This window comes from Pseudomonas sp. MPFS (assembly GCF_022537035.1).
Classification (GTDB): Bacteria; Pseudomonadota; Gammaproteobacteria; order Pseudomonadales; family Pseudomonadaceae; genus Aquipseudomonas; species Aquipseudomonas sessilinigenes.
In genome coordinates, this window is sequence record NZ_CP066123.1 from 482,538 (window position 1) to 507,821 (window position 25,284).

The window sequence follows — 25,284 nt, forward strand, 5'->3', positions numbered from 1 at the left end:
AGCAGCGCCGTTTGCGCGATAGCCTTTCCAAGGGCCCGCAGCGCTTCCCGGAGACTGTTTCAAGACGCAATAAAAGGTTTTTTCATCAGCCAGCGTGCCAAGGCGCCACCCGCTCGACACAGCGGATGACGACGGATAACGGATGTTTCCGGAGCGACTGGCAGTTATTCCAAAACTCTCAGAAGGAACATGAATGTGACTGCGCTAAACCTGATTCCCGGTCAACTGAGCCTGGCCCAACTGCGGACCGTCTACCAACAGCCACTGACCCTGACCCTGGATGACAGCGCCTCGGCGCAGATCGATGCCAGCGTCGCCTGCGTCGAGCAGATCCTTGCTGAAAAACGCACGGCCTATGGCATCAACACGGGCTTTGGCCTCCTGGCCTCGACCCGTATCGCCAGCGCCGACCTGGAAAACCTCCAGCGCTCCCTGGTGCTGTCCCATGCCGCGGGCGTGGGTGCGCCCATCAGCGACGACCTGGTACGCCTGATCATGGTGCTCAAGGTCAACAGCCTGAGCCGAGGTTTTTCCGGTATCCGCCGCCAGGTGATCGACGCCCTGATCGCCTTGATCAATGCCGAGGTCTATCCGCATATCCCGCTCAAGGGGTCGGTGGGGGCTTCCGGCGACCTGGCGCCCTTGGCTCACATGTCCCTGGTGCTGCTGGGCGAAGGCAAGGCCCGCTACAAGGGGCAGTGGCTGGATGCCCCGGCGGCATTGAAGATCGCCGGCCTGACACCGCTGACCCTGGCGGCCAAGGAAGGGTTGGCACTGCTCAATGGCACCCAGGTCTCCACGGCTTTCGCCTTGCGCGGCCTGTTCGAAGCTGAAGACCTGTTCGCTGGTGCCCTGGTTTGTGGCGGCCTGACCGTCGAAGCGGTGCTGGGCTCACGTTCGCCCTTCGATGCGCGGATTCATACCGCCCGTGGCCAGCGTGGGCAGATCGACACCGCTGCCGCCTACCGCGCTCTGCTGGGCGAGAGCACTGAAGTCTCCACGTCCCACAAGAACTGCGACAAGGTCCAGGACCCGTACTCACTGCGTTGCCAGCCCCAGGTAATGGGTGCCTGCCTGACTCAATTGCGCCAGGCCGCCGAGGTGCTGGTGGTAGAGGCCAACGCTGTGTCCGACAACCCATTGGTGTTCGCTGCCGAAGGCGATGTGATTTCTGGCGGTAACTTCCACGCCGAACCCGTGGCCATGGCCGCCGACAACATGGCCCTGGCCATTTCCGAGATCGGCTCGCTGAGCGAGCGCCGCATCTCGCTGATGATGGACAAGCACATGTCCCAGTTGCCGCCGTTCCTGGTGGCCAATGGTGGGGTCAACTCCGGCTTCATGATCGCCCAGGTCACCGCTGCCGCCCTGGCCAGCGAAAACAAGGCCCTGGCGCACCCACACTCGGTGGACAGCCTGCCGACCTCGGCGAACCAGGAGGATCACGTGTCCATGGCCCCGGCTGCCGGCAAGCGCCTGTGGGAAATGGCCGAGAACACCCGCGGCATTCTCGCCGTGGAGTGGCTGGCGGCCTGCCAGGGCCTGGACCTGCGCGAAGGCCTGAAGAGCTCGCCAGCCCTGGAGCAGGCCCGCGCTACGCTGCGCGAGCAGGTGGCCTACTACGAGAAGGACCGTTTCTTCGCCCCGGACATCAACGCCGCCGGTGACTTGCTGGCTTCACGCTGCCTGACCAGCTTGCTGCCCGCTGGCCTGCTGCCGAGCCTGTAACGGCTGTCCGGGTTGCCGGCCAGCCCGACGCGGAACGTCTGCTTCAGCCACCCGCACCGTGGTGCGGGTGGCTGTCCATAACAATAAAAGGGACGAAGACATGCAATCACAAGAGAAAGGACTACGCCGCGGCCTGACGGCTCGTCACATCCGTTTCATGGCCCTGGGATCGGCTATCGGTACCGGGCTGTTCTATGGCTCCGCCTCGGCTATCCAGATGGCGGGCCCGGCAGTATTGCTCGCCTACCTGATCGGTGGTGCGGCGGTATTCATGGTCATGCGCGCCCTGGGGGAGATGGCGGTGCACAATCCGGTGTCCGGGTCGTTCGGGCACTACGCCAGCCAGTACCTGGGGCCGATGCCCGGTTTCATCCTGGGCTGGACCTACGCTTTCGAGATGCTGATCGTCTGCCTGGCGGACGTGACCGCCTTCGGCATCTACATGGGGTTCTGGTTTCCCGATGTCGAGCGCTGGATCTGGGTACTGTCCATCGTGCTGTTCATTGGCGGCTTGAACCTGTGCAACGTCAAGGTCTTCGGCGAGATGGAGTTCTGGCTGTCGCTGCTCAAGGTCGGGGCGATCGTGGCGATGATCCTCGGTGGCATCGGCATCATGTTGTTCGGCATTGGCAGTGCGAGCCAGGAACAGGCTACCGGGCTGAGCAATCTCTGGGCCCATGGCGGTTTCATGCCCAACGGTATTGGTGGGGTGATCGCTTCTTTCGCGGTGGTGATGTTCGCCTTCGGCGGCATCGAGATCATCGGGGTCACCGCTGGCGAGGCCAAGGACCCGCGACGGGTCATCCCCAAGGCCATCAATGCGGTACCGCTGCGCATCCTGCTGTTCTATGTGCTGACCCTCCTGGTACTGATGGCCATCTTCCCCTGGCCGCAGATCGGCACCCAGGGCAGTCCCTTCGTGCAGATATTCGATAGCTTGGGCATCAGCTCCGCCGCGACCATCCTCAACATCGTGGTGATCTCGGCGGCGATATCGGCCATCAACAGCGACATCTTCGGTGCCGGGCGCATGATGTACGGCCTGGCCCAGCAAGGGCAGGCACCCAAGGGGTTTGCCCAGGTCTCCAGGCATGGTGTGCCATGGATGACCGTGGTGGTGATGGCCGTGACCCTGTTGATCGGGGTGGTGCTGAATTACCTGATTCCGGAAAACATCTTCCTGCTGATCGCTTCCCTGGCCACTTTCGCCACGGTCTGGGTCTGGCTGATGATTCTCCTGACCCATGTGGCCATGCGCCGTTCCATGACGGCCGAGCAGGTGGCCCAGCTACAGTTCAAGGTGCCGTTCTGGCCCTGGGCTCCCGCAGCGGCCATTGCCTTCATGCTGTTCATCTTCGCGGTCCTGGGCTATTTCCCGAAAACCCAGGGCGCGCTGCTGGTGGGCGTGGTGTGGATCGTCCTGCTGGTGGTGGCCTACAAACTCTGGGTCAAGCCGGTGCCTGGATCGGTCGGCCCGGTCGATGGCCATTCTTCTTTACCTACTGATCATTAATGGAGGCCTGGATGAAAACTCTTTGGCAACACTGCAACGTCGCCAGCATGGCCCAGGGTAGCTACTCGATCATCGAGGACGCGGCCATCGTGACGTCAGGGGCGCACATCGAGTGGATCGGCCGACGCGAGCAGTTGCCGGCCGGCGACTACCAACAGGTCCACGACCTGGCGGGAGCCTGGGTGACTCCGGGATTGATCGATTGCCACACCCACACGGTATTCGGTGGCAACCGCAGCGGTGAGTTCGAGCAACGCCTGCAAGGGGTGAGCTATGCCGAGATCGCCGCTGCCGGTGGCGGTATCGCCAGCACCGTGCGGGCCACGCGTGCAGCCAGTGAGGAGGCGTTGTTCCTTAGCGCCCGCAAACGGCTGCTGAGTCTATTGCGCGATGGTGTTACCAGTGTCGAGATCAAGTCGGGTTATGGCCTGGACCTGGCCAGCGAACGCAAGATCCTGCGAGTCATTCGTCGGCTCGGCGAGGAACTGCCGGTCAGTGTGCGCAGCACCTGCCTGGCGGCCCACGCCCTGCCACCGGAATACGCCGAGCGTGCCGACGACTACATCGACCACATCTGCAACGAGATGCTCCCGGCCCTGGCGGCCGAGGGGCTGGTGGATGCCGTGGACGCATTCTGTGAATACCTGGCGTTCTCCCCGGCCCAGGTGGAGCGGGTGTTCATCGCCGCACAGAAGCTCGGGTTACCGGTCAAGCTGCACGCCGAGCAACTGTCGTCTCTGCACGGTTCGAGCCTGGCGGCCCGCTATCGAGCGCTGTCCGCCGATCACCTGGAGTTCATGACCGAGGAAGATGCCATTGCCATGGCAGCCTCCGGAACCGTGGCAGTGCTGCTGCCAGGGGCTTTTTACTTCCTGCGCGAGACCCAGCTGCCGCCGATGGACGCCCTGCGCAAGCATGGGGTGAAGATCGCCGTGGCCAGTGATCTCAACCCCGGGACCTCGCCGGCCCTGTCGGTGCGGCTGATGCTGAACATGGCTTGCACCTGTTTTCGCATGACGCCCGAGGAGGCGCTGGCCGGGGTCACCCTGCATGCGGCCCAGGCCCTGGGCATGGAGCGCAGCCACGGTTCGCTGGAAGTGGGCAAGGTGGCGGATTTCATTGCCTGGCAGATCGATCGTCCCGCCGACCTGGCCTACTGGCTGGGCGGCGACCTGGAAAAACGCGTCGTGCGCCACGGCGTCGAAGTGACTGTGTAGGAGAAGGCTTGTGGATAAGGTTCTGAACTTCAAACAAGGCCGGGTGCCGCTCTTGATCAGCATGCCCCACGCGGGTACGCGCCTGAGCCCGGCGGTGGCCGCCGGCCTGGTGCCCCAGGCGCAGAGCTTGCCGGACACCGACTGGCATATCCCGCGGCTGTACGAGTTTGCCCAGGCGCTGGGGGCCAGCGTGCTGGCGGCCGAGTACTCGCGTTTCGTCATCGACCTGAACCGGCCGTCCGACGACAAGCCGCTGTATGTCGGGGCCACCACCGGTTTGTACCCGGCGACCCTGTTCGATGGCGAGCCTCTGTTCGTCGAGGGCCAGGAGCCCTCGAAGGAAGAACGTGGGCAGTACCTGGAGCAGGTCTGGGGACCGTACCACCGCACCCTGCAGCAGGAGCTGGCGCGACTCAAGGCCGAGTTCGGCTATGCCTTGCTGTTCGATGCCCACTCCATCCGCTCGCTGATCCCGCACCTGTTCGACGGCAAGCTGCCGGACTTCAACCTCGGCACGTTCAACGGCGCCAGCTGCGATGCGCAGTTGGCCGGGCGCCTGGAATCGATCTGCGCGGGCCATGGCGACTACACCCATGTGCTCAACGGGCGCTTCAAGGGCGGGCATATCACCCGTCACTACGGCAATCCGGCCGAGCATGTGCATGCGGTGCAACTGGAGTTGGCGCAAAGCACCTATATGGAGGAGGTCGAACCGTTCCGTTACCGCGAGGACCTGGCAGCACCGACCCAGCTCGTGCTCAAGGAGCTGCTGCAAGGCTTGCTGGCCTGGGGACAGGAGCGTTACGGGCGCTGAGCGGTGTTGTGACAGCTTGCCGCTGATGCGAGCAGCGGCAGGCCCCTGGGGTTGATAGGCGAAGCCAACAACCCCATTTTTCTCAAGGACATGCTCATTGCGTAATTCGGGTTTATGATGCCGGACGGCAGCATAAATGAAGTCCCTTCAGGGATGATCCCGACCTCCACGGAGCGCGTAATGAAGACTTTGTACCCACAGATCAAACCCTATGCCCGGCACGATCTGGCCGTCGACGAACCCCATGTGCTGTATGTCGACGAAAGTGGTTCACCGGAAGGTTTGCCGGTGGTGTTCATTCACGGTGGCCCGGGAGCGGGCTGCGATGGTGCCAGTCGCTGCTACTTCGATCCGAACCTGTATCGCATCGTCACTTTCGACCAGCGTGGCTGCGGGCGCTCCAGTCCCCACGCCAGCCTCGAAAACAACACCACCTGGGACCTGGTAGCCGACCTGGAGCGGATCCGCGAGCACCTGGGCATCGACAAGTGGGTGCTGTTCGGTGGTTCCTGGGGCTCGACCCTGGCCCTGGCCTATGCCCAGACTCACCCCGACCGTGTACTGGGCCTGATTGTGCGCGGCATCTTCCTGGCCCGCCCCCAGGAGATCCAGTGGTACTACCAGTGCGGTGCCAGCCGCCTGTTCCCCGACTACTGGCAGGATTATGTGGCGCCGATCCCACTGGAGGAGCGTCATGACCTGGTCAGCGCTTTCCACAAGCGCCTGACCGGCAATGACCAGATCGCCCAGATGCACGCGGCCAAGGCCTGGTCCGGCTGGGAGGGCCGTACGGCGACCCTGCGCCCGAACCCTCTGGTGGTGGATCGCTTCTCCGAGCCGCAGCGGGCCCTGTCGATTGCCCGGATCGAGTGCCACTACTTCATCAACGATGCTTTCCTCGAACCCGACCAACTGATCCGCGACATGGGCAAGATCGCCCATCTGCCGGGGGTGATCATTCACGGCCGCTACGATGTGATCTGCCCCCTGGACAATGCCTGGGAACTGCACCAGGCCTGGCCCAACAGCGAGCTGCAAGTGATTCGCGACGCTGGCCACGCCGCATCCGAGCCGGGCATCACCGATGCACTGGTGCGCGCTACCGACCAGATGGCCCGGCGCCTGCTCGACCTGCCGCCCGAAGAAGCATGAAGGGCCTGTTGCAGCGCGTGGCCGGCGCGCGAGTGGAAGTGGCCGGTGAAATCGTCGGCTCGGTGGACCAGGGGCTGCTGGTGCTGGTGGCGGTGGAGCCTGGGGATACCCGGGCCAACGCCGACAAACTCCTGCATAAGCTGCTTAACTATCGGGTGTTCAGTGATGCCGAGGGCAAGATGAACCTGTCCCTGACCGATGTGCAGGGCGGTTTGCTGCTGGTCTCGCAGTTCACCCTGGCGGCGGATACCAAGAGCGGGTTGCGCCCGAGCTTCTCCACGGCGGCGCCTCCGGCTCTCGGCGAGGAGCTTTTCGACTACTTGTTAGTGAAGGCGCAACAGTTGCATGGCAAAGTGGCATCAGGGCGCTTCGGTGCGGACATGCAGGTGCATCTGGTCAATGATGGCCCGGTCACCTTCCTGTTACAGACTTGAAAGTGCCTGAAACATCTTTTTCCGTCGATTTGCTCCGGAAACTGCTGTTTTTCGCGATAAATACTTTGTTACCCCTGATGCGTTGTAACGCGGGCTACTAGATAATCGCGCGCTACGGGGATCAGCGTTCGTTGGTCCATTTTGACTTAAGTAGAGACTTGTCCACGGCCGTTTGGGGAATCATTTAGCCCCATCGGAGTCGGAACAATGCTCGCCAACCTGGCATGTAGATAGCTGGCCGTTGGTTTTTTGATCTGTTTTCGGCGAGGGTTGCTCGTGATTGTTAGTCCCTGTAATGCACCAAACTTGTTTGCCAAACGGTTACGAAACGCACTAGTGGCGGGCTCTGCGCTGTTCTGCCTGTTCGGTGCCGGCCAAATCATGGCATTCAATCTGGATGATGTGTCGTCCAAGGCCAAGGACCTGGCTGGGCAGAAGTACGAGGCTCCGCGCAGTAACCTGCCAACCGAATTTCGCGACATGAAGTTCGCGGATTATCAGAAAATCCGCTTCCTCACCGAAAAAGCCGAGTGGGCCGACCAGAAAACCCCATTCAAGCTGTCGTTCTATCACCAGGGCATGCACTTCGACACGCCGGTGAAGATCAACGAGATCAGCGCCAATAACGTTTCCGAGATCAAGTACGATCCGAACCGTTTCGACTTCGGTGACGTCAAGTTCGATCCCAAGGCCACCGAGAAGCTGGGTTATGCCGGTTTCCGCGTGCTGTACCCGATCAACAAGGCCGACAAGCAAGACGAGATCATGACCATGCTCGGCGCGAGTTACTTCCGCGTCGTCGGCAAGGGCCATGTCTATGGCTTGTCCGCCCGTGGCCTGGCAATCGATACCGCGTTGCCGTCTGGCGAAGAATTCCCGCGCTTCAGCGAGTTCTGGATCCAGCAACCCAAGCCTACCGACAAGCACCTGGTGATCTACGCCCTGTTGGATTCGCCTCGGGCCACGGGTGCCTACCGCCTGACCCTGCGTCCGGGTGCCGACACCATCGTCGACGTCAAGGCACGGGTGTTCCTGCGTGACAAGGTCGGCAAGCTGGGCCTGGCCCCGCTGACCAGCATGTACCTGTTCGGCGCCAACCAGCCGTCCAAGGTCCTCAACTACCGTCGTGAACTGCACGACTCCAGTGGCCTGTCGATCCATGCCGGCAATGGCGAGTGGATCTGGCGTCCGCTGAACAACCCGAAACACCTGGCCGTGAGCAACTTCTCGGTCGAGAACCCGCGCGGTTTCGGCCTGCTCCAGCGTGGCCGTGACTTCAGCCATTACGAAGACCTCGATGACCGCTACGACAAGCGTCCAAGTGCCTGGATCGAGCCTAAGGGCGACTGGGGCAAGGGCACCGTCGACCTGGTGGAGATCCCGACCGCGGACGAGACCAACGACAACATCGTGGCCTTCTGGAACCCGGAAAAGCAGCCTGAGCCTGGCCAACCGCTGGACTTCGCCTACCGCCTGCACTGGACCATGGACGAAGCGGCCCTGCACTCTCCTGACAGCGCCTGGGTCCAGCAGACCCTGCGTTCCACTGGCGACGTCAAGCAGTCCAACCTGATTCGCCAACCCGATGGCAGCGTTGCCTACCTGGTGGACTTCGAAGGCCCGTCCCTGGCGGCATTGCCGGAGAACGCCGATGTTCGCAGCCAAGTCAGCGTGGGCGACAACGCCGAGCTGGTGGAGAACAGCGTTCGCTTCAACCCGGAAACCAAAGGCTGGCGCCTGACCCTGCGGTTGAAGATCAAGGACCCAAGCAAGGCTACCGAGCTGCGTGCTGCGCTGGTGCGTGACATCCCGCAAGCCGAGCCGGCCAAGGCCTCGACGCCGAACTCCAACTCCTCCGTGGCCAAGGCTGACAAGCTTGCAGCCAAACAGCAGGAGAAAAAGGAGAAGGAGGCGGCCGCTGCGGCAGCTGCGGCGGCCAAGCAGGCTGAAGCCAAGCCAGCCAAGGACTCCAAGGATGCCAAGCATGCCAAGGACAAGGACGCCAAGGATCATAAAGACGCCAAGCAGCCTGCAGCTGCCGAGGCGGCCCCAGCCACACCGGAACCGGCCAAGACCGAGCAAGTCCTGACCGAGACCTGGAGCTACCAGTTGCCTGCCGATGAGTAACTCTCAACTACAGCCAGAGTCTCTCGCCGAGTACCTGGCTCATTTGCCCATGTCGGACCAGCAGCGCGCGGAACTCGCGGGCTGCAAGTCCTTCAGCGAACTGCACCAACGCCTGTCGTCCAAGGCCTTCGATGAACCCGCCGATGCCGCCCAGGCCTCGGTGGGCGAGCGCCTGGCCCTGAGCACCGCGGACGAACTCGGCGATGCCCAGATGCTGGGTGTCGATGCCCAGGGGCGGATCTGCCTCAAGGCAGCACCGCCCATCCGGCGTACCCGGGTCGTGCCTGAGCCATGGCGTACCAACATCCTGGTACGTGGCTGGCGGCGCATGACCGGGCGCACCAACCCGCCTGCACCGAAGAAGGACGAGCGCGTGCTGCCGGCTGCCCGCTGGCGCACCGTGGGTTCGATCCGGCGCTATATCCTGTTGTTGCTGATGCTTGGCCAGACCATCGTCGCCGGCTGGTACATGAAAGGCATCATGCCGTACCAGGGCTGGTCCTTCGTGGACCTGGAAGAAGTGGTGCACCAGCCATTGCTGCAGACCGCGCAGCAGGTCCTGCCCTACGCCTTGCAGACCAGCATCCTGATCCTGTTCGGCATCCTGTTCTGCTGGGTTTCGGCAGGCTTCTGGACCGCACTGATGGGCTTCCTGGAGTTGCTGACGGGTCACGACAAGTACCGTATTTCCGGGGCCAGTGCCGGCAACGAGCCTATTCCCGAGAATGCACGCACCGCGCTGGTGATGCCGATCTGCAACGAAGACGTGCCCCGGGTATTCGCCGGCCTGCGCGCGACCTTCGAGTCGGTAGCAGCCACTGGCGACCTGGATCGCTTCGACTTCTTCGTCCTCAGCGACAGTAACGACAGTGACATCTGCGTGGCCGAGCAGCAGGCCTGGCTGGACGTGTGCCGCGAGGCCAAGGGTTTCGGCAAGATCTTCTATCGTCGTCGCCGCCGTCGCGTAAAGCGCAAGAGCGGCAACCTCGACGACTTCTGCCGCCGCTGGGGCGGTGACTACAAGTACATGGTGGTGCTCGACGCCGACAGCGTGATGAGCGGCGAATGCCTGACCAGCCTGGTGCGCTTGATGGAAGCCACGCCGGATGCGGGGATCATCCAGACCGCGCCGAAGGCCTCGGGCATGGACACCCTGTATGCGCGCATGCAGCAGTTCGCTACCCGCGTCTATGGCCCGCTGTTCACCGCCGGCCTGCACTTCTGGCAGCTGGGTGAATCCCACTACTGGGGCCATAACGCGATCATCCGCATGAAGCCGTTCATCGAGCACTGCGCCCTGGCGCCGTTGCCGGGCAAGGGTGCGTTCGCCGGTGCGATCCTCTCCCACGACTTCGTCGAAGCGGCGTTGATGCGTCGTGCCGGCTGGGGCGTGTGGATCGCCTACGACTTGCCGGGCAGCTATGAAGAACTGCCGCCGAACCTGCTGGACGAACTCAAGCGCGACCGCCGCTGGTGCCACGGCAACCTGATGAACTTCCGCCTGTTCCTGGTCAAGGGCATGCACCCGGTGCACCGTGCGGTGTTCCTCACCGGGGTGATGTCGTACCTGTCGGCGCCGTTGTGGTTCTTCTTCCTGGTGCTGTCCACGGCTCTGCTGGCGGTCAACACGCTGATGGAGCCGCAGTACTTCCTGGAGCCTCGGCAGCTGTATCCGCTGTGGCCGCAGTGGCATCCGGACAAGGCCATCGCGCTGTTCTCCACCACCATCGTGCTGCTGTTCCTGCCCAAGCTGCTCAGCATCATCCTGATCTGGGCCAAGGGTGCGAAAGAGTTTGGCGGCAAGTTCAAGGTCACCCTGTCGATGCTGCTGGAGATGCTGTTCTCCATGCTGCTGGCGCCGGTGCGGATGATCTTCCACACCCGCTTCGTGCTGGCCGCGTTCCTCGGCTGGGCGGCGACCTGGAATTCGCCACAACGTGACGACGACTCCACGCCCTGGAGCGAGGCGGTCCGTCGCCACGGTCCGCAGACCCTGCTGGGCTTCTGTTGGGCGCTGCTGGTGATCTGGCTGAACCCCAGCTTCCTCTGGTGGCTGGTGCCGATCGTCGGCTCGCTGATGCTGTCGATCCCGGTATCGGTGATCTCCAGCCGCGTCGGCCTGGGCCTGAAGTCCCGTGACGAGAACCTGTTCCTGATCCCCGAGGAATATGCACCGCCCCAGGCGCTGCTGGCCACGGACCAGTACACCCACGAGAACCGCTGGCATGCGCTCAACGACGGTTTCGTCCGGGCCGTGGTGGATCCGCAGCAGAATGCCCTGGCCTGTGCCCTGGCTACCTCCCGCCACACCCAGGCCGAGCCGATCGAATGGTTGCGCCAGGAGCGGGTGCGTCATGCCCTCAAGGCCGGCCCGGCTGCGTTGAACAACAGCGAGCGCCTGGCGTTGTTGAGCGATCCGGTGGCCCTGGGACGCCTGCACCAACTGGTCTGGAGCGAGGGTCACGCCGAGTGGCTCGGCGCCTGGCGCCAGTCGGTGACCGCCGACCCCCATGCCCCGTTGTTGCCGTTGCAGCCGTTAGTCGCGGCGCCGCAACCGGCTTGAAGCCAACGCCCTTGAGCCTGTGCTCAAGGGCGTTTTGCTTTCTACCTTCCCGCCAGTCTCGTCCTACAACAAAAACCTTGTGCAAATGCCCGAGTGCGTTAGCATCGCACCCGCAAATTTCTGTGCGTGATCACCACGACCTGGTATCCGAAGGTTCGCCAACAATGGACTGCAACGCGCAGGCACCACAATAAAATGGCTTTCAGGGGACTTGAGATGAAGAAGTATTTTTCGCTGCTGCTGGCGGGGGCCGCAGCCATGTTGGCGGTCAGCACGGCCCAGGCCGGCGCTATCGACGACGCGGTCAAGCGCGGCACGCTGAAGGTGGGCATGGACCCGACCTACATGCCGTTCGAAATGACCAACAAGCGCGGTGAGATCATCGGTTTCGAAGTCGACCTGCTCAAGGCCATGGCCAAGTCCATGGGGGTCAAGCTGGAGATGGTCTCCACCGGCTACGACGGCATCATCCCGGCCCTGCTGACCGACAAGTTCGACATGATCGGCAGCGGCATGACCCTGACCCAGGAGCGCAACCTGCGCCTGAACTTCAGCGAACCCTTCATCGTGGTCGGCCAGACCCTGCTGATCCGCAAGGACCTGGAAGGCACCATCAAGTCCTACAAGGACCTGAACAGCGCCGACTACCGCATTACCTCCAAGCTGGGCACCACCGGTGAGATGGTGGCCAAGAAGCTGATCGCCAAGGCCAAGTACCACGGCTATGACAACGAGCAGGAAGCGGTGCTGGACGTGGTCAATGGCAAGGCCGACGCCTTCATCTACGATGCCCCGTACAACGTGGTGGCGGTGAGCAAGGTGGGCAACGGCAAGCTGGTATTCCTCGACAAGCCGTTCACCTACGAGCCGCTGGCCTTCGGCCTGAAGAAGGGCGACTACGACAGCATCAACTTCATCAACAACTTCCTGCACCAGATCCACGAAGACGGCACTTACGATCGGATCCACGACAAGTGGTTCAAGAGCACCGAGTGGCTCAAGGACATGGAATAACACTCGTTCACCCAGACCGGGCTGCCCCGCTTGCGGGCAAGCCTCGTTTCTACAGGTTTGCGCAATCCATGTAGGAGCGAGGCTTGCCGGCGAAGGCGGTGTCCCTGGCGACCCAGCATTCGGAATCCGCAAACCCAATGAAACAGAACAAAGCCCAATGGCCCTGGCACGTATTGACCGTGCTGGTGCTGGTCGGCCTGGCTGGCGCCCTGTACTACGCCACCTCGCTGATGTCCTATGAATGGCGCTGGAACCGCGTCCCGCAGTACTTCGCCTACCAGGCCGAGGAATCCCAGCGCGCGGCCGAGATTTCCACCGTCGCCGAGGTGGTGCGCAAGGGCGGCAAGGCTGAAGTCACCCTCAAGGGCGACTCCGGCAGCGAGCAGCACCTGAGCGTCGACGAGGGCAGCCTGCAGGTGGCCAGTGGCGACGATGTGGCCGAGGGCGACGTGATAGGCGTGACCCGGCACTGGGCGGCAGGGCCATTGCTGTGGGGCTTGTGGACCACCCTGTGGCTGTCGGTGGTGTCCGGCGTACTGGGCCTGGTCATTGGCCTGGCTACCGGCCTGTGCCGGCTGTCCAGCAACCCGACCCTGCGCGACCTGTCGGCCATCTATGTCGAACTGGTGCGCGGCACGCCGCTGCTGGTGCAGATCTTCATTTTCTACTTCTTCATCGGCACGGTGCTCAACCTGTCCCGGGAGTTCGCCGGGATCGCCGCGCTGTCGCTGTTCACCGGAGCCTACGTGGCGGAAATCGTCCGTGCCGGGGTGCAGTCCATTGCCCGTGGGCAGAACGAAGCGGCTCGCTCCCTGGGCCTGAGCGCCGGCCAGTCGATGCGCCATGTGGTGCTGCCCCAGGCCTTCAAGCGGGTGTTGCCACCGCTGGCCGGGCAGTTCATCAGCCTGGTCAAGGACACCTCGCTGGTGTCGGTCATCGCCATCACCGAACTGCTCAAGAGCGGTCGGGAAGTCATCACCACCTCGTTTTCGCCATTCGAGATCCTGTTCTGCGTGGCGGCCCTGTACCTGTTGATCAACCTGCCGCTGTCGAAGATGGCCAGCCGGCTTGAGCGGAGGCTCGCGCAAAGTGATTGAAGTCCGCGATCTGGTAAAAGTCTTCGACACCCGTGGCCAAGTGGTGCGCGCGGTGGACAACGTCACCACCCAGGTGGCCAAGGGTGAAGTGCTGGTGGTGATCGGTCCGTCCGGCTCCGGTAAATCGACATTCCTGCGTTGCCTCAACGGCCTGGAGACTTTCGACTCCGGTTCGGTGAGCATCGACGGCCTGCAACTGGCCGACCCCAGGACCGATGTAAACGCCTACCGTCGCGAGGTGGGCATGGTGTTCCAGCATTTCAACCTGTTCCCGCACATGACCGTGCTGGACAACCTCTGCCTGGCACAGAAGATCGTCCGCAAGCGCGGCAAGCAGGAGCGCGAGGCCAAGGCCCTGGCCTTGCTGGAGAAGGTTGGCATCGCCCACAAGGCCCACGAGTTTCCATCGCGGCTTTCCGGTGGCCAGCAACAGCGGGTGGCAATTGCCCGGGCCCTGGCCATGGAACCCAAGGTGATGCTGTTCGACGAGCCGACCTCGGCCCTGGACCCGGAAATGGTCGGCGAGGTACTGGACGTGATGAAGACCCTGGCGCTGGAAGGCATGACCATGGTCTGCGTGACCCATGAAATGGGCTTTGCCCGGGAAGTGGCGAATCGGGTGCTGTTCTTCGATCACGGCAAGTTGCTCGAAGATGCCGCGCCCGAAGTGTTCTTCAGTGCCCCCCAAGATCCCCGGGCCCAGGCCTTCCTGCGCCAGGTCCTGTAACCCGGCCTTGTAACCGCTGGAAGGCCCCTGGGGCCTCCTGTGTTGCCCGTACGCAGCGCCTTGTAGCCGCTGCCGAGCTTGCGAGGCTGCGACAAGGCCCGCAAGGCCTTCCAACGGTCGATCCGCCCCCGCAGGCTCTTTACCAGCCTGCGGCAGCGGCCACAGGGGTCAGACCTTGAACCGTCCCACCAGGCCTTGCAGGTGAATCCCCAGGCGCGCCAGTTCGGCGCTCGAGGCAGCGGTTTCCTCGCTGGCCGACGAGGTCTGCTCGGACACATCGCGCACGTTCAGCACACTACGATTGATCTCTTCGGCCACCGCGCTCTGTTGCTCAGCCGCGGCAGCGATCTGCTGGTTCATCGCCTGGATCGCCGAGACAGTACGGGTGATGTTGTCCAGCGATCCGCCCGCCCGGCGTGTCAGCTCGACGCTGCTGTCGGTGAGGCTGCGGCTGGTGTCCAGGGTGCTGGCCACCTGCTGGGTGCCGCTTTGCAGGCCCACGATCAGCTCGGCAATCTCCTCGGTCGATTGCTGGGTGCGCTGGGCCAGGCTGCGGACTTCGTCGGCCACCACCGCGAAACCACGCCCGGCCTCGCCGGCCCGGGCCGCCTCGATGGCAGCGTTGAGGGCCAGCAGGTTGGTCTGCTGGGCCACTGACTTGATCACGTCCAGCACACTGCCGATCTTGTCGCTCTCCTGCTTGAGATGGCTCATGGCCTCGGTGGAGTGGTCCACCTCGCTGGCCAGGCGTTCGATCTGGGCAATGGCTTCGCTGACCACTCGATCGCCTTCGCGGGCCTGCTGGTCGGCGGCCACGGCTGCTTCGGAGGCTTCTTCGGCGTTACGTGCCACCTCCTGTACCGTGGCGGCCATTTCGTTCATGGCGGTGGCCACCTGGTCGGTCTCGACCTTCTGGCTGTTGACCCCGGCGCTGGTCTGCTCGGTGACGGCGGAGAGCTGTTCGGCGGCGCTGGCGATCTGGGTCACGCCGTCGCTGATGCCGCCGATCAGTTCCCGCAGGCCTTGGGTCATGCGCTGCATGGCCTTTTGCAATTGGCCCAATTCGTCGCGTCGGTCCACCGCCAGGTTCTGGCTCAGGTCTCCGGATGCCACGCGCTCGGCGGCCTTCAGAGTCTGCTGCAGTGGCAGGACGATCTGCCGGGTGATGGCCCAGGCCGCGATCAGGCCGAAAACCAGGGCCAGTACAGTGGCAATCAGCAGCATGCTCCTGGCCTGGTTGGCGTCGGCATCGCGCTTGTGGGTCTGTTCGATGGTCAGTTGCTTGCTCAGGTCCATCAGGCGGTCGCCCTGGGCCGCCATGCGCTTGAGGGCGTCGGCACTGGCTTGTTCGGCGTCGCTGAAGGCACTGACAGCCACGCGGTAGGCCTTGAGCGAGTCGCTGGCCTGTTGCAGGTTGGCGATGTGCTGCTCGGGCAGCCGGGATGGCAGGCTGGCCAGGTTGCCCAGGGCATTGTCGATGGCATCCAGGGCGGGTTGCCTGGCATCGGCCTTGCCGCTGTAGGTGTAGCCGCGCACCTGGAAGCGCGCTTGCTGGATCAGCTTGGACAGATCGATGACGCTGTTGAACTGCGCCACGCTGTCGCCCTGCAGCAGGGATTTCTCGACCTCGCTCACTCGAGCCACGGCGTTGTCAGCCGTGGCGCCGAGCTGGGAGCGCGCGGTCTCGCGGCTGGCGGTGGCGCGGGTCATGTCGGTAAAGGCTTTCTGGTACCCGGCCACGGCGTCCAGTTGCTGGTCCACCAGGGCGATGCTTTCAGGTTGCTGCAGTTGTCCACGGGCGGCACGCAGCCCTTCGTCGAGCTGCTTGAGCATGTCGCTGACCGCAGCCGGGCCTTGCTCGCCATGGTTCATCTCGTAGGTGAGACGGGCGATGCGCAGGTCCTTGGTCATGGCGTTGAGCGAAGAGATGTTGCCCAGCTTGTCGCCGCGTTCGATCACCTGGCCCAGGCCGCTCCAGCCAGTGGCGGTGATCAGCAGGGTCAGGAGCAGTACCAGGCCGAAGCCGATGCCAAGCTTGCGGCTGACACTCACGTTCCCCAGGTTTCTGGCTAGCCAACGGTACATGCTGTGAACTCCCTTTTTAGCAATTTGGGCTTAACCATAGGCTATCGGCGAAAGCAGGGCTTTCTGTAACTGACTGGCGGGTTGCCACTACGACCGAAAAGTCAGGCTGGCCGCAGCCCGCGAGGTGTTGCGGACTTTAGAACAGGCGCGCTAGCAGGGCGGTGACGGCAGTCTCGACCCGCAGGATGCGCTCACCCAGTTGCACCGGTTGCAGGCCGGTCTTGCCCAGCAGGTCGATCTCGTAGGGAATCCAGCCGCCTTCCGGGCCGATGGCCAGGGTCACCGGCTGGTCCAGGTTGCGCGGGCAGGCTGGATACGGGCCGGGATGGCCGACCAGGCCCAGGGTGCCTTCGCTCAGGGCCGGCAGGCGGTCCTCGACGAAGGGCTTGAAGCGTTTCTCGATGACCACCTCGGGCAGGATGCTGTCGCGAGCCTGTTCCAGGCCGAGCACCAACTGCTGGCGAATGGCTTCGGGTTCGAGAAAAGGCGTTTGCCAGAAGCTTTTTTCCACCCGGTAGCTGTTGACCAGCACCAGCCGGGGCACGCCCATGGCCGCCACGGTCTGCAGCACTCGGCGCAGCATCTTCGGCCTGGGCAGGGCCAGGACCAGGGTCAGCGGCAGCTTGGCCGGTGGCGCTTGCTCCAGGGTCACTTGCAGCTCGGCCTCGGCAGGCTCCAGGCGCAGCACTTGGGCGCTGCCCATCAAGCCACCGATACGGCCCACCCGCAGGCTGTCGCCTACCGCCACGCGATGCACTTCTTGCATATGCACCAGGCGCCGGTCGCGCAGCACCACACGGTCGGCCGCGATGAAGTCGGCCTCCTCGAGCAACAGCAGGTTCACGCTTGGGTCGCTGGCGGCTGGTCGTTGTGGTCGTCGGCCGGGGTATCGTCCGACTGTGCGTCGCGTTTGCTGATCAGCCCGCCAAACAGCACGCCGATCTCGAACAGCAACCACATGGGTACGGCCAGCAAGGTCTGGGAGAAGATGTCGGGCGGGGTGAGGATCATGCCCACCACGAAGCAACCGATGATCACGTAGGGGCGGATTTTCTTCAGGTACTCCACGTTGACCACGCCGATCCACACCAGCAGTACCACTGCCACCGGGATCTCGAAGGCCACGCCGAAGGCGAAGAACAGGGTCATGACGAAATCGAGGTAGCTGGTGATGTCGGTCATCATTTCCACACCGGCCGGAGTGGCGGCGGCGAAGAACTTGAAGATCAGCGGGAACACCAGGAAATAGGCGAACGCCATGCCCACGTAGAACAGCAGGATGCTCGACACCAGCAGCGGCACGGCGATGCGTTTCTCATGCTTGTACAGGCCAGGGGCGATGAATCCCCAGATCTGGTGCAGGATCACCGGGATCGCCAGGAACAGCGAGACCATCATGGTCAGCTTCAACGGCGTGAGGAACGGCGAGGCAACGTCGGTGGCGATCATCGTCGCGCCTGCTGGCAGGTACTGGCGCAGTGGCGTGGAGACGATGGTGTAGATCTGCTGGGTGAAGGCGAACAACCCGGCGAAGATGATGAAGATCGCCGCTACGCAGCGCAGCAGGCGGGTCCGCAGCTCGGTGAGGTGCGACACCAGCGGCATGTGTTGGTCGTTCTCTGGAATATCGCTCATGGTGCTCGCGGCGGCAAAGTGGGGTCGTGGGGAGCCGCAGTGGCAGGTGCCGCCACTGGGGCAGCAGGCTCTGCGGTCGGCGTCGCAGGTGCTTCGGCCGGCGCAGCGGCTTCACCTGCAGGGGTGGCAGGCGTCGCTGCGACCTGTTCGGCTACCGGCTCCACGGGCGCTGGCTGTTGCTGGGTCGGGGCGAGGATTTTCCGCGCCTCCTGTTCCAGCGACAGGATGTGCTCGTTGTGCAGCTGCCGACGGATTTCGTCGGCGCCGATCTCACGTTCAACTTCCTGTTTTATCGCGTTGAAGCTGCGCTTGAGGCGACCGACCCAGAGGCCGGCGGTGCGCGCAGCGCCGGGCAGGCGCTCGGGGCCGAGCACCAGCAGGGCCACCAGGCCCACCAGCAGCAGTTCAGAGAAGCTGATACCAAACATTAGTCAGTGCTCACGAGTCTTTGCGGGTCGGCTCTTCGACTTTCTGCGCCTGCACATCGATGGTGTGCGGCTGGTTCAGCGGTGCGCCCTGCTGTGGCTGGGCTGGCTGGGCAGCTTGCGGAGCCGGTGGTACCACAGGTTCGGCCGGTTTTTCGTCGTCGTTCATGGCCTTGCGAAAGCCCTTGATCGATTCGCCGACGTCGGTGCCCAGGTTCTTGAGCTTCTTGGTGCCGAATACCAGTACCACGACCACCAGGATGACGATCCAGTGTTTCCAGTCAAAAATGCCCATGCTGCGTTTCCTCTTAGAAAATTGTTCAGGCGGACGGACGCGAGGCTTTCTCGACGTGCCCGGACAGGCCAAAGCGGCGGTCCAGTTCATCCAGTACGGCCTGGGGATGCTGCCCAAGTTGGGCCAGCATGACCAGGGTGTGGAACCACAGGTCAGCCGTTTCGTAGATCACATCGCTGCAGTCGCCGCTGGTGGCGGCGTCCTTGGCGGCGATGATGGTTTCCACCGATTCTTCGCCGACCTTTTCCAGGATCTTGTTCAGGCCCTTGTGGTACAGGCTGGCCACGTAGGAACTGTCGGCGGCGGCGTTCTTGCGCTCCTCCAGTACCTGGGCCAGACGGGTCAGGGTATCGCTCATGTCAGTGTCCTGCAGAATAAATCGCGTGCGGGTCCTTGAGGACCGGTTCGACGGTTTTCCACTCGCCATCTTCGTAGACGCGGTAGAAACAGCTGTGACGGCCGGTATGGCAGGCAATGTCGCCGATCTGCTCGACCATCAGGATGATCACATCGGCGTCGCAGTCCAGGCGCATTTCATGCAGCTTCTGCACATGCCCGGACTCCTCACCCTTGCGCCATAGCTTGCCACGCGAACGTGACCAGTAGATGGCACGCTGCTCAGCGGCGGTCAGGCCCAGGGCTTCACGGTTCATCCAGGCCATCATCAGCACGCGCCCGGTCTTGTGATCCTGGGCGATGGCCGGCACCAGGCCGTGCTCGTCCCATTTGATCTGGTCCAGCCAATCTTTCATTTTCGACTCCGACAACCGGGCTCGACCTGCTGGTGATGCCTCGGCGATTTCGACAGTTTGCCAGCAGGTCGCGCCACTGGCTATCGGCGAACGATCAGATACAAGCCCACCGCAATCATGATGCCAGCCGGCCAGTGTCCCAGCTCATGCAGTGGTCCGCCGGCGGCCAGGATCGCGCCGCCGCCCAGGTGGGCGGTACCGAGCAGGCGCAGGAACCAGTCGTCCTTGCGCCGCTTCCAGGGGGCTGGAGGATCGGCGGCATGGGGCTGTGACATGCGCTCGAGCAGGTCGCGGGTCATGTTGGCCAGGTGCGGCAACTGCTCGATCTGGCTGTGGATATTGCCCAGTACGGCCTTGGGGCTAACACGTTCGCGCATCCAGCGCTCGAGGAAGGGCTGGGCGGTGTTCCACAGGTCCAGTTCCGGGTACAGCTGGCGGCCCAGGCCTTCGATGTTGAGCAGGGTCTTCTGCAGCAGCACCAGCTGTGGCTGGACTTCCATGTTGAAGCGCCGGGCCGTCTGGAACAGGCGCATCAGCACTTGGCCGAAGGAAATATCCTTCAACGGTTTTTCGAAGATCGGTTCGCAAACGGTGCGGATCGCCGCTTCGAACTCGTTGAGTTTGGTTTCCGCCGGGACCCAGCCCGAATCGATGTGCAGTTGGGCCACGCGGCGGTAGTCGCGCTTGAAGAAGGCGAACAGGTTGCGTGCCAGGTAGTCCTGGTCTTCCGGGGTGAGGCTGCCGACGATGCCGCAGTCGATGGCGATGTACTGCGGGCTCCAGGGCTGTACGGTGCTGACGAAGATGTTGCCCGGGTGCATGTCGGCGTGGAAGAAACTGTCGCGGAACACCTGGGTGAAGAAAATCTCCACGCCACGCTCGGCAAGCATCTTCATGTCGGTGCGCTGGTCGGCCAGGGTCGCGAGGTCGGTGACCTGGATCCCGTAGATGCGCTCCATCACCAGCACTTTCGGCCGGCACCAGTCCCAGTAGACCTGGGGGACGTAGAGCAGTGGCGAGCCTTCGAAGTTGCGCTTGAGCTGGCTGGCATTGGCCGCCTCGCGCAGCAGGTCGAGCTCGTCGTAGATGGTCTTCTCGTAGTCGCTGACCACATCCACCGGGTGCAGCAGGCGGGCGTCGGCGGAGACCTTCTCCGCGGCCCGGGCGAGTATGAACAGCCAGGCCAGGTCCTGGGCGATGACCGGCTTGAGGCCCGGACGGATCACCTTGACGACTACTTCTTCGCCGGTCTTGAGCTTGGCGGCATGCACCTGGGCGACCGAGGCCGAGGCCAGGGGCTCGATGTCGAAGCGGCTGAACACGTCGCTGATCTTCTTGCCCAGCTGTTCTTCAATCAGGGCCACGGATTTTTTCGAGTCGAACGGCGGCACCCGGTCCTGCAGCAGCATCAGCTCGTCGGCGATGTCTTCCGGCAGCAGGTCACGGCGGGTGGAGAGGATCTGCCCGAACTTGATGAAGATCGGCCCCAGGTCCTGCAGCGCCAGGCGCAGGCGTGCGCCTCGGCTCAGCTCCAGTGGCTTGCGTGGGAACCAACGCCACGGCAGGGCGAAGCGCAGGGCCAGGAGGAACCAGGGCAGGGGCAGGGCAAACAGCAGGTCATCAAGGCGGTAGCGGATCACGACGCGCTGGATGCGCAACAGACGGCGGACGGCAAGCAGCTTCATGCGTTATCGCTTGGGTCAAGGGATCGGGAAAGGCGCTCGAAGCGCGCCTCTAGGCGTTCCAGGTCGAGTTTGGCCTGGTCCAGCTCGCGAAAGCGTGCCTCGGCTTCGCGCTGACCCACCAGGGTCCGCGACTCTTCGGCGAGGAATTCGGCGAGGTTCTGGTTGAGGCTGGCGAATCCCTGCTGGTACCAGCGTGCGCGACTGCGCACGTGGCCACTGAACAGCTGGGTCGCCACCGGGCCGAGCCAGCGCGAGAGTTCGTACTCCCAGTCCAGCTCGAGGTCCTGGAGAATGGCCGCCAGGTCCAGCAGCACGCCACTATCACCTTCCAGCTCGACCTGCGGGCTGTGCAGCACACCGGTCTTGTCCTTGCTCAGGGCCAGGCGCACCAGGCTCGAGGCCGGTGCACGCAGGGTGCAGTCAGGATCGGCGGCCCAGCGCGAGGCCAACATGAGGCCTTCATCGCTGGGCAGGATGAACAGCTGCAGCGCCGGGCCCTGGCAGTCCACGGCGATCACTTTGCCGGTCAGGTGCTGCAGGCGCGGCAAGGCCGTGCTGTCCAGGCGCAGCATCCGGTTGATGCCGGTCTCGACGCTGGCGAGCAGGCCGCTGAGCAGCATCAGGGCTTGATGCCGCGGTGCAGGGCGACGATGCCTGCGGTCATGTTGTGATAGGTCACGCGATCGAAACCGGCCTCGACCATCATCGACTTCAGGGTTTCCTGGTTCGGGTGCATGCGGATCGATTCGGCCAGGTAGCGATAGCTTTCCGAGTCGTTGGTGATCAGCTTGCCGGCCAGCGGCATGAAGGCGAACGAATAGGCATCGTAGACCTTGGACATCAGTGCGTTGGTCGGCTTGGAGAACTCCAGGACCAGCAGCCGGCCACCGGGCTTGAGCACCCGCAGCATCGAGCGCAGGGCGTCTTCCTTGTGAGTCACGTTGCGCAGGCCGAAGGCGATGGTCACGCAGTCGAAGTGGTTGTCCGGGAAGGGCAGTTTTTCGGCATCGGCCTGGACGAACTCGACGTTGCCGGCCACGCCCAGGTCCAGCAGGCGGTCGCGACCGACCTTGAGCATGGACTCGTTGATATCTGCCAGGACGACCTGGCCGGTAGGGCCTACCAGGTGGGAGAAACGCTTGGTCAGGTCGCCGGTACCGCCGGCGATGTCCAGCACGCGGTTGCCGGGGCGAACGCCCGACAGCTCGATCGTGAAGCGCTTCCACAGGCGGTGCATGCCACCGGACAGCACGTCGTTCATCAGGTCGTACTTGGCCGCTACCGAGTGGAATACCTCGGCGACTTTTTCCGCTTTCTGGCTCTCGGGAACGTTCTTGAAGCCGAAGTGAGTGGTGGGTTCGGCATCGCTGCCTTTGCGCTGGTCAGTCATATCGCTGTCACCAAAAGAGAATGCGGGACATTCTAATGCCGGTGGCGGTCTTTGTCTTGGCAAGCCTGAATGTAAGATAGCCATCCGCCGGGACGTTTTGACGCACATAGGGTCAAGATGTTTCAGGCAAGTCCCGAAACAGCAGGAGTCCTTAGATGGCCCGTATTAGTGTTGAACGTGCCCATGGCCTGGGTAAGCAGGTTGCCCGTGAGAAGGCCGATAAACTGGCGCAGAAACTTGCCGATCAATACGGCCTGCAACCGCAGTGGACGGGGGATACGCTGAATCTCAAGCGCTCCGGGGTCAAGGGCGCGGTGCATGTGGGCGATGAGTCGATTCGCATCGATGTGGAGCTGGGCATGTTGATGTCGGCCATGAGCGGCACCATCAAGGCGGAGATCGAAAAGGCCCTGGACAAGGCCCTGGCCTGAGTCCTTTGCCTGCGCCGGTGACGGCGCGCCCGGGCACTGCAAGGGTGCCCGGGGCGCATCGCCCGCCGATTGACTGGCGGAACCTGCGCGCAGGGTTTTATTGCATTCGTTAGGGTGCCGATTCTAATTTTTCTCTCTAGGTTGTGCCTCAAGCCCTCTTGTCGAGGGCAGTTCCTCAAACCTTCTGCGCGTGAGGTGCACCATGACCAAAGTAATTCTGAAGAAAAAAGTTGATGTTCGATCGACTGCTCTGAGCGAAGTCAAATCCTATGCCCGCAAGATCTGGCTGGCTGGTCTGGGCGCCTACGCCAAAGTCGGCCAGGAAGGCAGCGATTACTTTCAGGAGTTGATCAAGGCAGGTCAATCCGTTGAAAAGAAAGGCAAAAAAGCTGTCACTGAACAACTTGAAGCGGCCAATAGTCAGATAGATAGCGTCAAGGGGGATGTCAGCACGCTTAAAGGCCGGGTCGAAGTGCAGTTGGATAAAGTCGAGAAGGCTTTTGATACGCGCGTCGCCAGTGCCTTGAATCGCATCGGCATTCCGTCTAAACATGACGTTGAGACACTCTCTGCTAAGCTCGATGAGCTGACTGCATTGCTCGAACGTGTCGCGCGTAAACATTAAGGAGAACGGGATGGCTGGTAAAAAGAATACTGAAAAAGAAGGCAGCTCGTGGATCGGGAAAGTCGAAGAGTACTCCCGTAAAATTTGGCTTGCTGGTTTAGGCGTGTACTCGAAAATCGACTCTGACGGCAGCAAGCTTTTCGAATCCTTGGTCAAGGATGGCGAGAAAGCCGAGAAGCTGACCAAGAATGTAGTCGGCAAGAAAGTCGATGCCGCCAAGGACTCCGCGAACTCGGCCAAGTCGCGAATCAGCGACGTCAAGGACCGTGCCCTGGGCAAGTGGGATGAGCTGGAAGGGGCTTTCGACAAGCGCCTGAACAGCGCTATTTCGCGCTTGGGCGTCCCGAGCCGCAATGAAGTGAAGGCGCTGCATGACAAGGTCGATACCTTGACCAAGCAGATCGAGAAGCTCACAGGTGCCAAGGTTGCGCCGGTCGCGGCCAAGCCCGCAGCCGCCAAGCCCGCGGCCAAACCCCTGGCCAAGCCTGCAGCCAAACCAGCAGTCAAGGCGGCTGCGAAACCTGCTGCCAAGCCTGCAGCCAAGACCGCAGCCGCCAAGCCCGCGGCCAAGCCAGCAGCCAAGCCGGTTGCAGCAAAACCCGCCGCCAAGCCTGCGGCAAAACCGGCAGCAGCCAAGCCTGCCGCCAAACCCGCTGCGGCGAAAAAGCCAGTTGCCAAGAAGCCCGCTGCCAAACCTGCGGTCGCGGCCAAGCCCGCCGCGGCAGCGCCAGCGGTATCGGCCAGTTCGGCGAACTCCGTTGCCGCACCGGCTCCAGCGGTAACTCCAGCGGCCACATCGACCCCTGCGACGCCAAGCAGCCAGTCCTGATTCCATCAGGATGCAGAAACGCCCGGCCTGCGAAGACCGGGCGTTTTTTATTGGCGGGAGAAAGCCGGGTTACTGCTGTTCATCCAGGTAGCGCAGGGCCATCTGTTCCGTGGCCAGCTTGGCCGGTGGCAACAGATGCGGGGCGACCAGCATCATGATCTGGTAGACCACCAGGCGAACCTCGCCCTCGCGATCGAGAATCCGCTGGTAGTCCAGGGAGAACAGCAAGGTCATGGTGATCTGTTCCACCAACTGGCCCAGGGCCTGGGTGCCACTGACCAACTGCCCCATGGTCTTGAGCCGGGCCAGCAGCGAGGCGAGCGTACGCTTGAGGGCGTTGAGCAGGTTGCGAATGCCCTTGGCCAGCTTTGGCAGGCGTCCGGCCAGGTTGGACAAGTCCTGGAACAGGAAGCGGTAGTGGGCCAGGCGCTCGACGATCAGGTGCAGGAACAGCCAGTAGTCTTCCGCCTCCAGTTGTGCGTTGGACGGCGGGTCCAGCAGCGGCGTCAGTTCGCTCTGGAAGCGTTCGAACAGGCCGAGTACCAATGGCTCCTTGCCGTGGAAGTGGTAGTAGAGGTTGCCGGGGCTGATCCCCATTTCATTGGCTACCTCCATGGTGGAGACGTTGGGCTCGCCCTTCTGGTTGAACAACTGCAGGGCACATTCGAGTATCCGGTCGCGGGTCTTCATCCTGACTTCTTGTCGGTCCGTTTAGGTGCGGCTCCGCTCTGGAGCCGAAGGGCAAG

General features: G+C 62.9%; 25 protein-coding genes. 14 read left to right on the plus strand and 11 right to left on the minus strand.

Features of this window, described 5'->3' with window-relative positions; translation table 11 throughout:
• The first annotated feature begins 189 nt into the window (after positions 1–189).
• The 11 genes from hutH (at position 190) to I9018_RS02145 (ending at position 14,386) form a co-directional block, all read left to right on the plus strand.
• Complete coding sequence (gene hutH / locus I9018_RS02095; protein WP_241108626.1) at positions 190–1,728, plus strand: histidine ammonia-lyase; 1,539 nt, start codon at positions 190–192, stop codon at positions 1,726–1,728.
• A gap of 100 nt (positions 1,729–1,828) precedes the next feature.
• Entirely contained in the window at positions 1,829–3,241 is a 1,413-nt protein-coding gene (locus I9018_RS02100; protein WP_068589357.1) for an amino acid permease, read from the plus strand.
• 11 nt (positions 3,242–3,252) lie between these two features.
• Positions 3,253–4,458, plus strand: coding sequence for an imidazolonepropionase (gene hutI / locus I9018_RS02105; RefSeq protein ID WP_241108627.1), 1,206 nt, complete (start codon positions 3,253–3,255; stop codon positions 4,456–4,458).
• 10 nt (positions 4,459–4,468) lie between these two features.
• Complete coding sequence (gene hutG, locus I9018_RS02110) at positions 4,469–5,272, plus strand: N-formylglutamate deformylase (protein ID WP_068589351.1); 804 nt, start codon at positions 4,469–4,471, stop codon at positions 5,270–5,272.
• A gap of 180 nt (positions 5,273–5,452) precedes the next feature.
• Positions 5,453–6,424 carry a prolyl aminopeptidase gene (pip, locus tag I9018_RS02115; protein ID WP_124345552.1) on the plus strand — a complete coding sequence of 324 codons (972 nt, stop codon included), beginning with the start codon at positions 5,453–5,455 and terminating at the stop codon, positions 6,422–6,424.
• Complete coding sequence (dtd, locus tag I9018_RS02120) at positions 6,421–6,858, plus strand: D-aminoacyl-tRNA deacylase (RefSeq protein ID WP_068589346.1); 438 nt, start codon at positions 6,421–6,423, stop codon at positions 6,856–6,858. The genes pip and dtd overlap by 4 nt, the downstream gene beginning before the upstream one ends.
• Before the next feature lie 276 nt (positions 6,859–7,134).
• Positions 7,135–8,985 (plus strand): glucan biosynthesis protein G, encoded by a 1,851-nt coding sequence (locus I9018_RS02125; protein ID WP_124345553.1) that lies wholly within the window; start codon positions 7,135–7,137, stop codon positions 8,983–8,985.
• The gene (gene mdoH / locus I9018_RS02130) at positions 8,978–11,548 is read left to right on the plus strand and encodes a glucans biosynthesis glucosyltransferase MdoH (protein ID WP_241108628.1); all 2,571 of its coding nucleotides are present in this window, start codon (positions 8,978–8,980) and stop codon (positions 11,546–11,548) included. Before I9018_RS02125 ends, mdoH begins: the two co-directional genes overlap by 8 nt.
• A 216-nt stretch (positions 11,549–11,764) precedes the next feature.
• On the plus strand, positions 11,765–12,562 hold the full coding sequence (locus tag I9018_RS02135; protein ID WP_068589340.1) for a transporter substrate-binding domain-containing protein: 798 nt from the start codon (positions 11,765–11,767) through the stop codon (positions 12,560–12,562).
• 137 nt (positions 12,563–12,699) lie between these two features.
• The gene (locus I9018_RS02140) at positions 12,700–13,659 is read left to right on the plus strand and encodes an amino acid ABC transporter permease (protein ID WP_068589588.1); all 960 of its coding nucleotides are present in this window, start codon (positions 12,700–12,702) and stop codon (positions 13,657–13,659) included.
• Positions 13,652–14,386: an amino acid ABC transporter ATP-binding protein gene (locus I9018_RS02145; protein ID WP_068589338.1), complete on the plus strand. Its 735-nt coding sequence runs from the start codon at positions 13,652–13,654 to the stop codon at positions 14,384–14,386. The genes I9018_RS02140 and I9018_RS02145 overlap by 8 nt, the downstream gene beginning before the upstream one ends.
• Positions 14,387–14,554: 168 nt before the next feature.
• Here I9018_RS02145 and I9018_RS02150 read toward each other — a convergent pair whose 3' ends face one another.
• The 10 genes from I9018_RS02150 to ubiE form a co-directional block, all read right to left on the minus strand.
• Positions 14,555–16,471, minus strand: coding sequence for a methyl-accepting chemotaxis protein (locus I9018_RS02150; RefSeq protein ID WP_241108629.1), 1,917 nt, complete (start codon positions 16,469–16,471; stop codon positions 14,555–14,557).
• Between the two features lie 136 nt (positions 16,472–16,607).
• Positions 16,608–17,315 (minus strand): 16S rRNA (uracil(1498)-N(3))-methyltransferase, encoded by a 708-nt coding sequence (locus I9018_RS02155; protein WP_068589334.1) that lies wholly within the window; start codon positions 17,313–17,315, stop codon positions 16,608–16,610.
• Positions 17,312–18,106: a twin-arginine translocase subunit TatC gene (gene tatC, locus I9018_RS02160; RefSeq protein WP_068589331.1), complete on the minus strand. Its 795-nt coding sequence runs from the start codon at positions 18,104–18,106 to the stop codon at positions 17,312–17,314. Before tatC ends, I9018_RS02155 begins: the two co-directional genes overlap by 4 nt.
• The gene (gene tatB / locus I9018_RS02165; RefSeq protein ID WP_241108630.1) at positions 18,103–18,534 is read right to left on the minus strand and encodes a Sec-independent protein translocase protein TatB; all 432 of its coding nucleotides are present in this window, start codon (positions 18,532–18,534) and stop codon (positions 18,103–18,105) included. The genes tatC and tatB overlap by 4 nt, the downstream gene beginning before the upstream one ends.
• A gap of 10 nt (positions 18,535–18,544) precedes the next feature.
• A complete protein-coding gene (locus I9018_RS02170; protein WP_068589324.1) occupies positions 18,545–18,826 on the minus strand; it encodes a twin-arginine translocase TatA/TatE family subunit in 282 nt (93 codons plus the stop codon).
• 25 nt (positions 18,827–18,851) lie between these two features.
• Positions 18,852–19,184, minus strand: coding sequence for a phosphoribosyl-ATP diphosphatase (locus tag I9018_RS02175; protein ID WP_068589321.1), 333 nt, complete (start codon positions 19,182–19,184; stop codon positions 18,852–18,854).
• 1 nt (position 19,185) lies between these two features.
• Positions 19,186–19,578, minus strand: a complete 393-nt coding sequence (hisI, locus tag I9018_RS02180; RefSeq protein WP_068589318.1) for a phosphoribosyl-AMP cyclohydrolase — start codon at positions 19,576–19,578, stop codon at positions 19,186–19,188.
• A gap of 80 nt (positions 19,579–19,658) precedes the next feature.
• Entirely contained in the window at positions 19,659–21,263 is a 1,605-nt protein-coding gene (gene ubiB, locus I9018_RS02185; RefSeq protein ID WP_241108631.1) for a ubiquinone biosynthesis regulatory protein kinase UbiB, read from the minus strand.
• The gene (locus I9018_RS02190; RefSeq protein WP_241108632.1) at positions 21,260–21,883 is read right to left on the minus strand and encodes an SCP2 domain-containing protein; all 624 of its coding nucleotides are present in this window, start codon (positions 21,881–21,883) and stop codon (positions 21,260–21,262) included. The genes ubiB and I9018_RS02190 overlap by 4 nt, the downstream gene beginning before the upstream one ends.
• Positions 21,883–22,653 (minus strand): bifunctional demethylmenaquinone methyltransferase/2-methoxy-6-polyprenyl-1,4-benzoquinol methylase UbiE, encoded by a 771-nt coding sequence (ubiE, locus tag I9018_RS02195; RefSeq protein WP_068589310.1) that lies wholly within the window; start codon positions 22,651–22,653, stop codon positions 21,883–21,885. Before ubiE ends, I9018_RS02190 begins: the two co-directional genes overlap by 1 nt.
• A gap of 155 nt (positions 22,654–22,808) precedes the next feature.
• On the opposite strand from ubiE, the gene I9018_RS02200 reads away from it, so the two are divergent.
• The 3 genes from I9018_RS02200 to I9018_RS02210 all read left to right on the plus strand — a co-directional run bounded on the left by I9018_RS02200 (position 22,809) and on the right by I9018_RS02210 (position 24,538).
• Positions 22,809–23,084, plus strand: coding sequence for a polyhydroxyalkanoic acid system family protein (locus tag I9018_RS02200; protein ID WP_241108633.1), 276 nt, complete (start codon positions 22,809–22,811; stop codon positions 23,082–23,084).
• Positions 23,085–23,286: 202 nt separating this feature from the next.
• Complete coding sequence (locus I9018_RS02205) at positions 23,287–23,709, plus strand: phasin family protein (RefSeq protein WP_083235673.1); 423 nt, start codon at positions 23,287–23,289, stop codon at positions 23,707–23,709.
• Positions 23,710–23,719: 10 nt separating this feature from the next.
• Complete coding sequence (locus I9018_RS02210) at positions 23,720–24,538, plus strand: phasin family protein (protein WP_241110102.1); 819 nt, start codon at positions 23,720–23,722, stop codon at positions 24,536–24,538.
• Between the two features lie 69 nt (positions 24,539–24,607).
• On the opposite strand, the gene I9018_RS02215 is transcribed toward I9018_RS02210, so the two are convergent.
• Positions 24,608–25,228 (minus strand): TetR/AcrR family transcriptional regulator, encoded by a 621-nt coding sequence (locus I9018_RS02215; RefSeq protein WP_068589298.1) that lies wholly within the window; start codon positions 25,226–25,228, stop codon positions 24,608–24,610.
• Positions 25,229–25,284: the final 56 nt, after the last annotated feature.

What these genes read in the sequence shown, in the direction of transcription:
- I9018_RS02205 (WP_083235673.1), top strand. Translation starts at nt 23,287, where the DNA reads ATGACCAAAGTAATTCTGAAGAAAAAAGTTGATGTTCGATCGACTGCT.
- I9018_RS02190 (WP_241108632.1), bottom strand. Translation starts at nt 21,883, where the DNA reads ATGCTGCTCAGCGGCCTGCTCGCCAGCGTCGAGACCGGCATCAACCGG.
- hutI (WP_241108627.1), top strand. Translation starts at nt 3,253, where the DNA reads ATGAAAACTCTTTGGCAACACTGCAACGTCGCCAGCATGGCCCAGGGT.
- mdoH (WP_241108628.1), top strand. Translation starts at nt 8,978, where the DNA reads ATGAGTAACTCTCAACTACAGCCAGAGTCTCTCGCCGAGTACCTGGCT.
- dtd (WP_068589346.1), top strand. Translation starts at nt 6,421, where the DNA reads ATGAAGGGCCTGTTGCAGCGCGTGGCCGGCGCGCGAGTGGAAGTGGCC.
- I9018_RS02100 (WP_068589357.1), top strand. Translation starts at nt 1,829, where the DNA reads ATGCAATCACAAGAGAAAGGACTACGCCGCGGCCTGACGGCTCGTCAC.
- hisI (WP_068589318.1), bottom strand. Translation starts at nt 19,578, where the DNA reads ATGAAAGATTGGCTGGACCAGATCAAATGGGACGAGCACGGCCTGGTG.
- I9018_RS02140 (WP_068589588.1), top strand. Translation starts at nt 12,700, where the DNA reads ATGAAACAGAACAAAGCCCAATGGCCCTGGCACGTATTGACCGTGCTG.
- I9018_RS02200 (WP_241108633.1), top strand. Translation starts at nt 22,809, where the DNA reads ATGGCCCGTATTAGTGTTGAACGTGCCCATGGCCTGGGTAAGCAGGTT.
- I9018_RS02150 (WP_241108629.1), bottom strand. Translation starts at nt 16,471, where the DNA reads ATGTACCGTTGGCTAGCCAGAAACCTGGGGAACGTGAGTGTCAGCCGC.
- pip (WP_124345552.1), top strand. Translation starts at nt 5,453, where the DNA reads ATGAAGACTTTGTACCCACAGATCAAACCCTATGCCCGGCACGATCTG.
- hutH (WP_241108626.1), top strand. Translation starts at nt 190, where the DNA reads ATGAATGTGACTGCGCTAAACCTGATTCCCGGTCAACTGAGCCTGGCC.
- I9018_RS02215 (WP_068589298.1), bottom strand. Translation starts at nt 25,228, where the DNA reads ATGAAGACCCGCGACCGGATACTCGAATGTGCCCTGCAGTTGTTCAAC.
- ubiE (WP_068589310.1), bottom strand. Translation starts at nt 22,653, where the DNA reads ATGACTGACCAGCGCAAAGGCAGCGATGCCGAACCCACCACTCACTTC.
- ubiB (WP_241108631.1), bottom strand. Translation starts at nt 21,263, where the DNA reads ATGAAGCTGCTTGCCGTCCGCCGTCTGTTGCGCATCCAGCGCGTCGTG.
- I9018_RS02135 (WP_068589340.1), top strand. Translation starts at nt 11,765, where the DNA reads ATGAAGAAGTATTTTTCGCTGCTGCTGGCGGGGGCCGCAGCCATGTTG.
- I9018_RS02210 (WP_241110102.1), top strand. Translation starts at nt 23,720, where the DNA reads ATGGCTGGTAAAAAGAATACTGAAAAAGAAGGCAGCTCGTGGATCGGG.
- tatB (WP_241108630.1), bottom strand. Translation starts at nt 18,534, where the DNA reads ATGTTTGGTATCAGCTTCTCTGAACTGCTGCTGGTGGGCCTGGTGGCC.
- I9018_RS02170 (WP_068589324.1), bottom strand. Translation starts at nt 18,826, where the DNA reads ATGGGCATTTTTGACTGGAAACACTGGATCGTCATCCTGGTGGTCGTG.
- tatC (WP_068589331.1), bottom strand. Translation starts at nt 18,106, where the DNA reads ATGAGCGATATTCCAGAGAACGACCAACACATGCCGCTGGTGTCGCAC.
- I9018_RS02175 (WP_068589321.1), bottom strand. Translation starts at nt 19,184, where the DNA reads ATGAGCGATACCCTGACCCGTCTGGCCCAGGTACTGGAGGAGCGCAAG.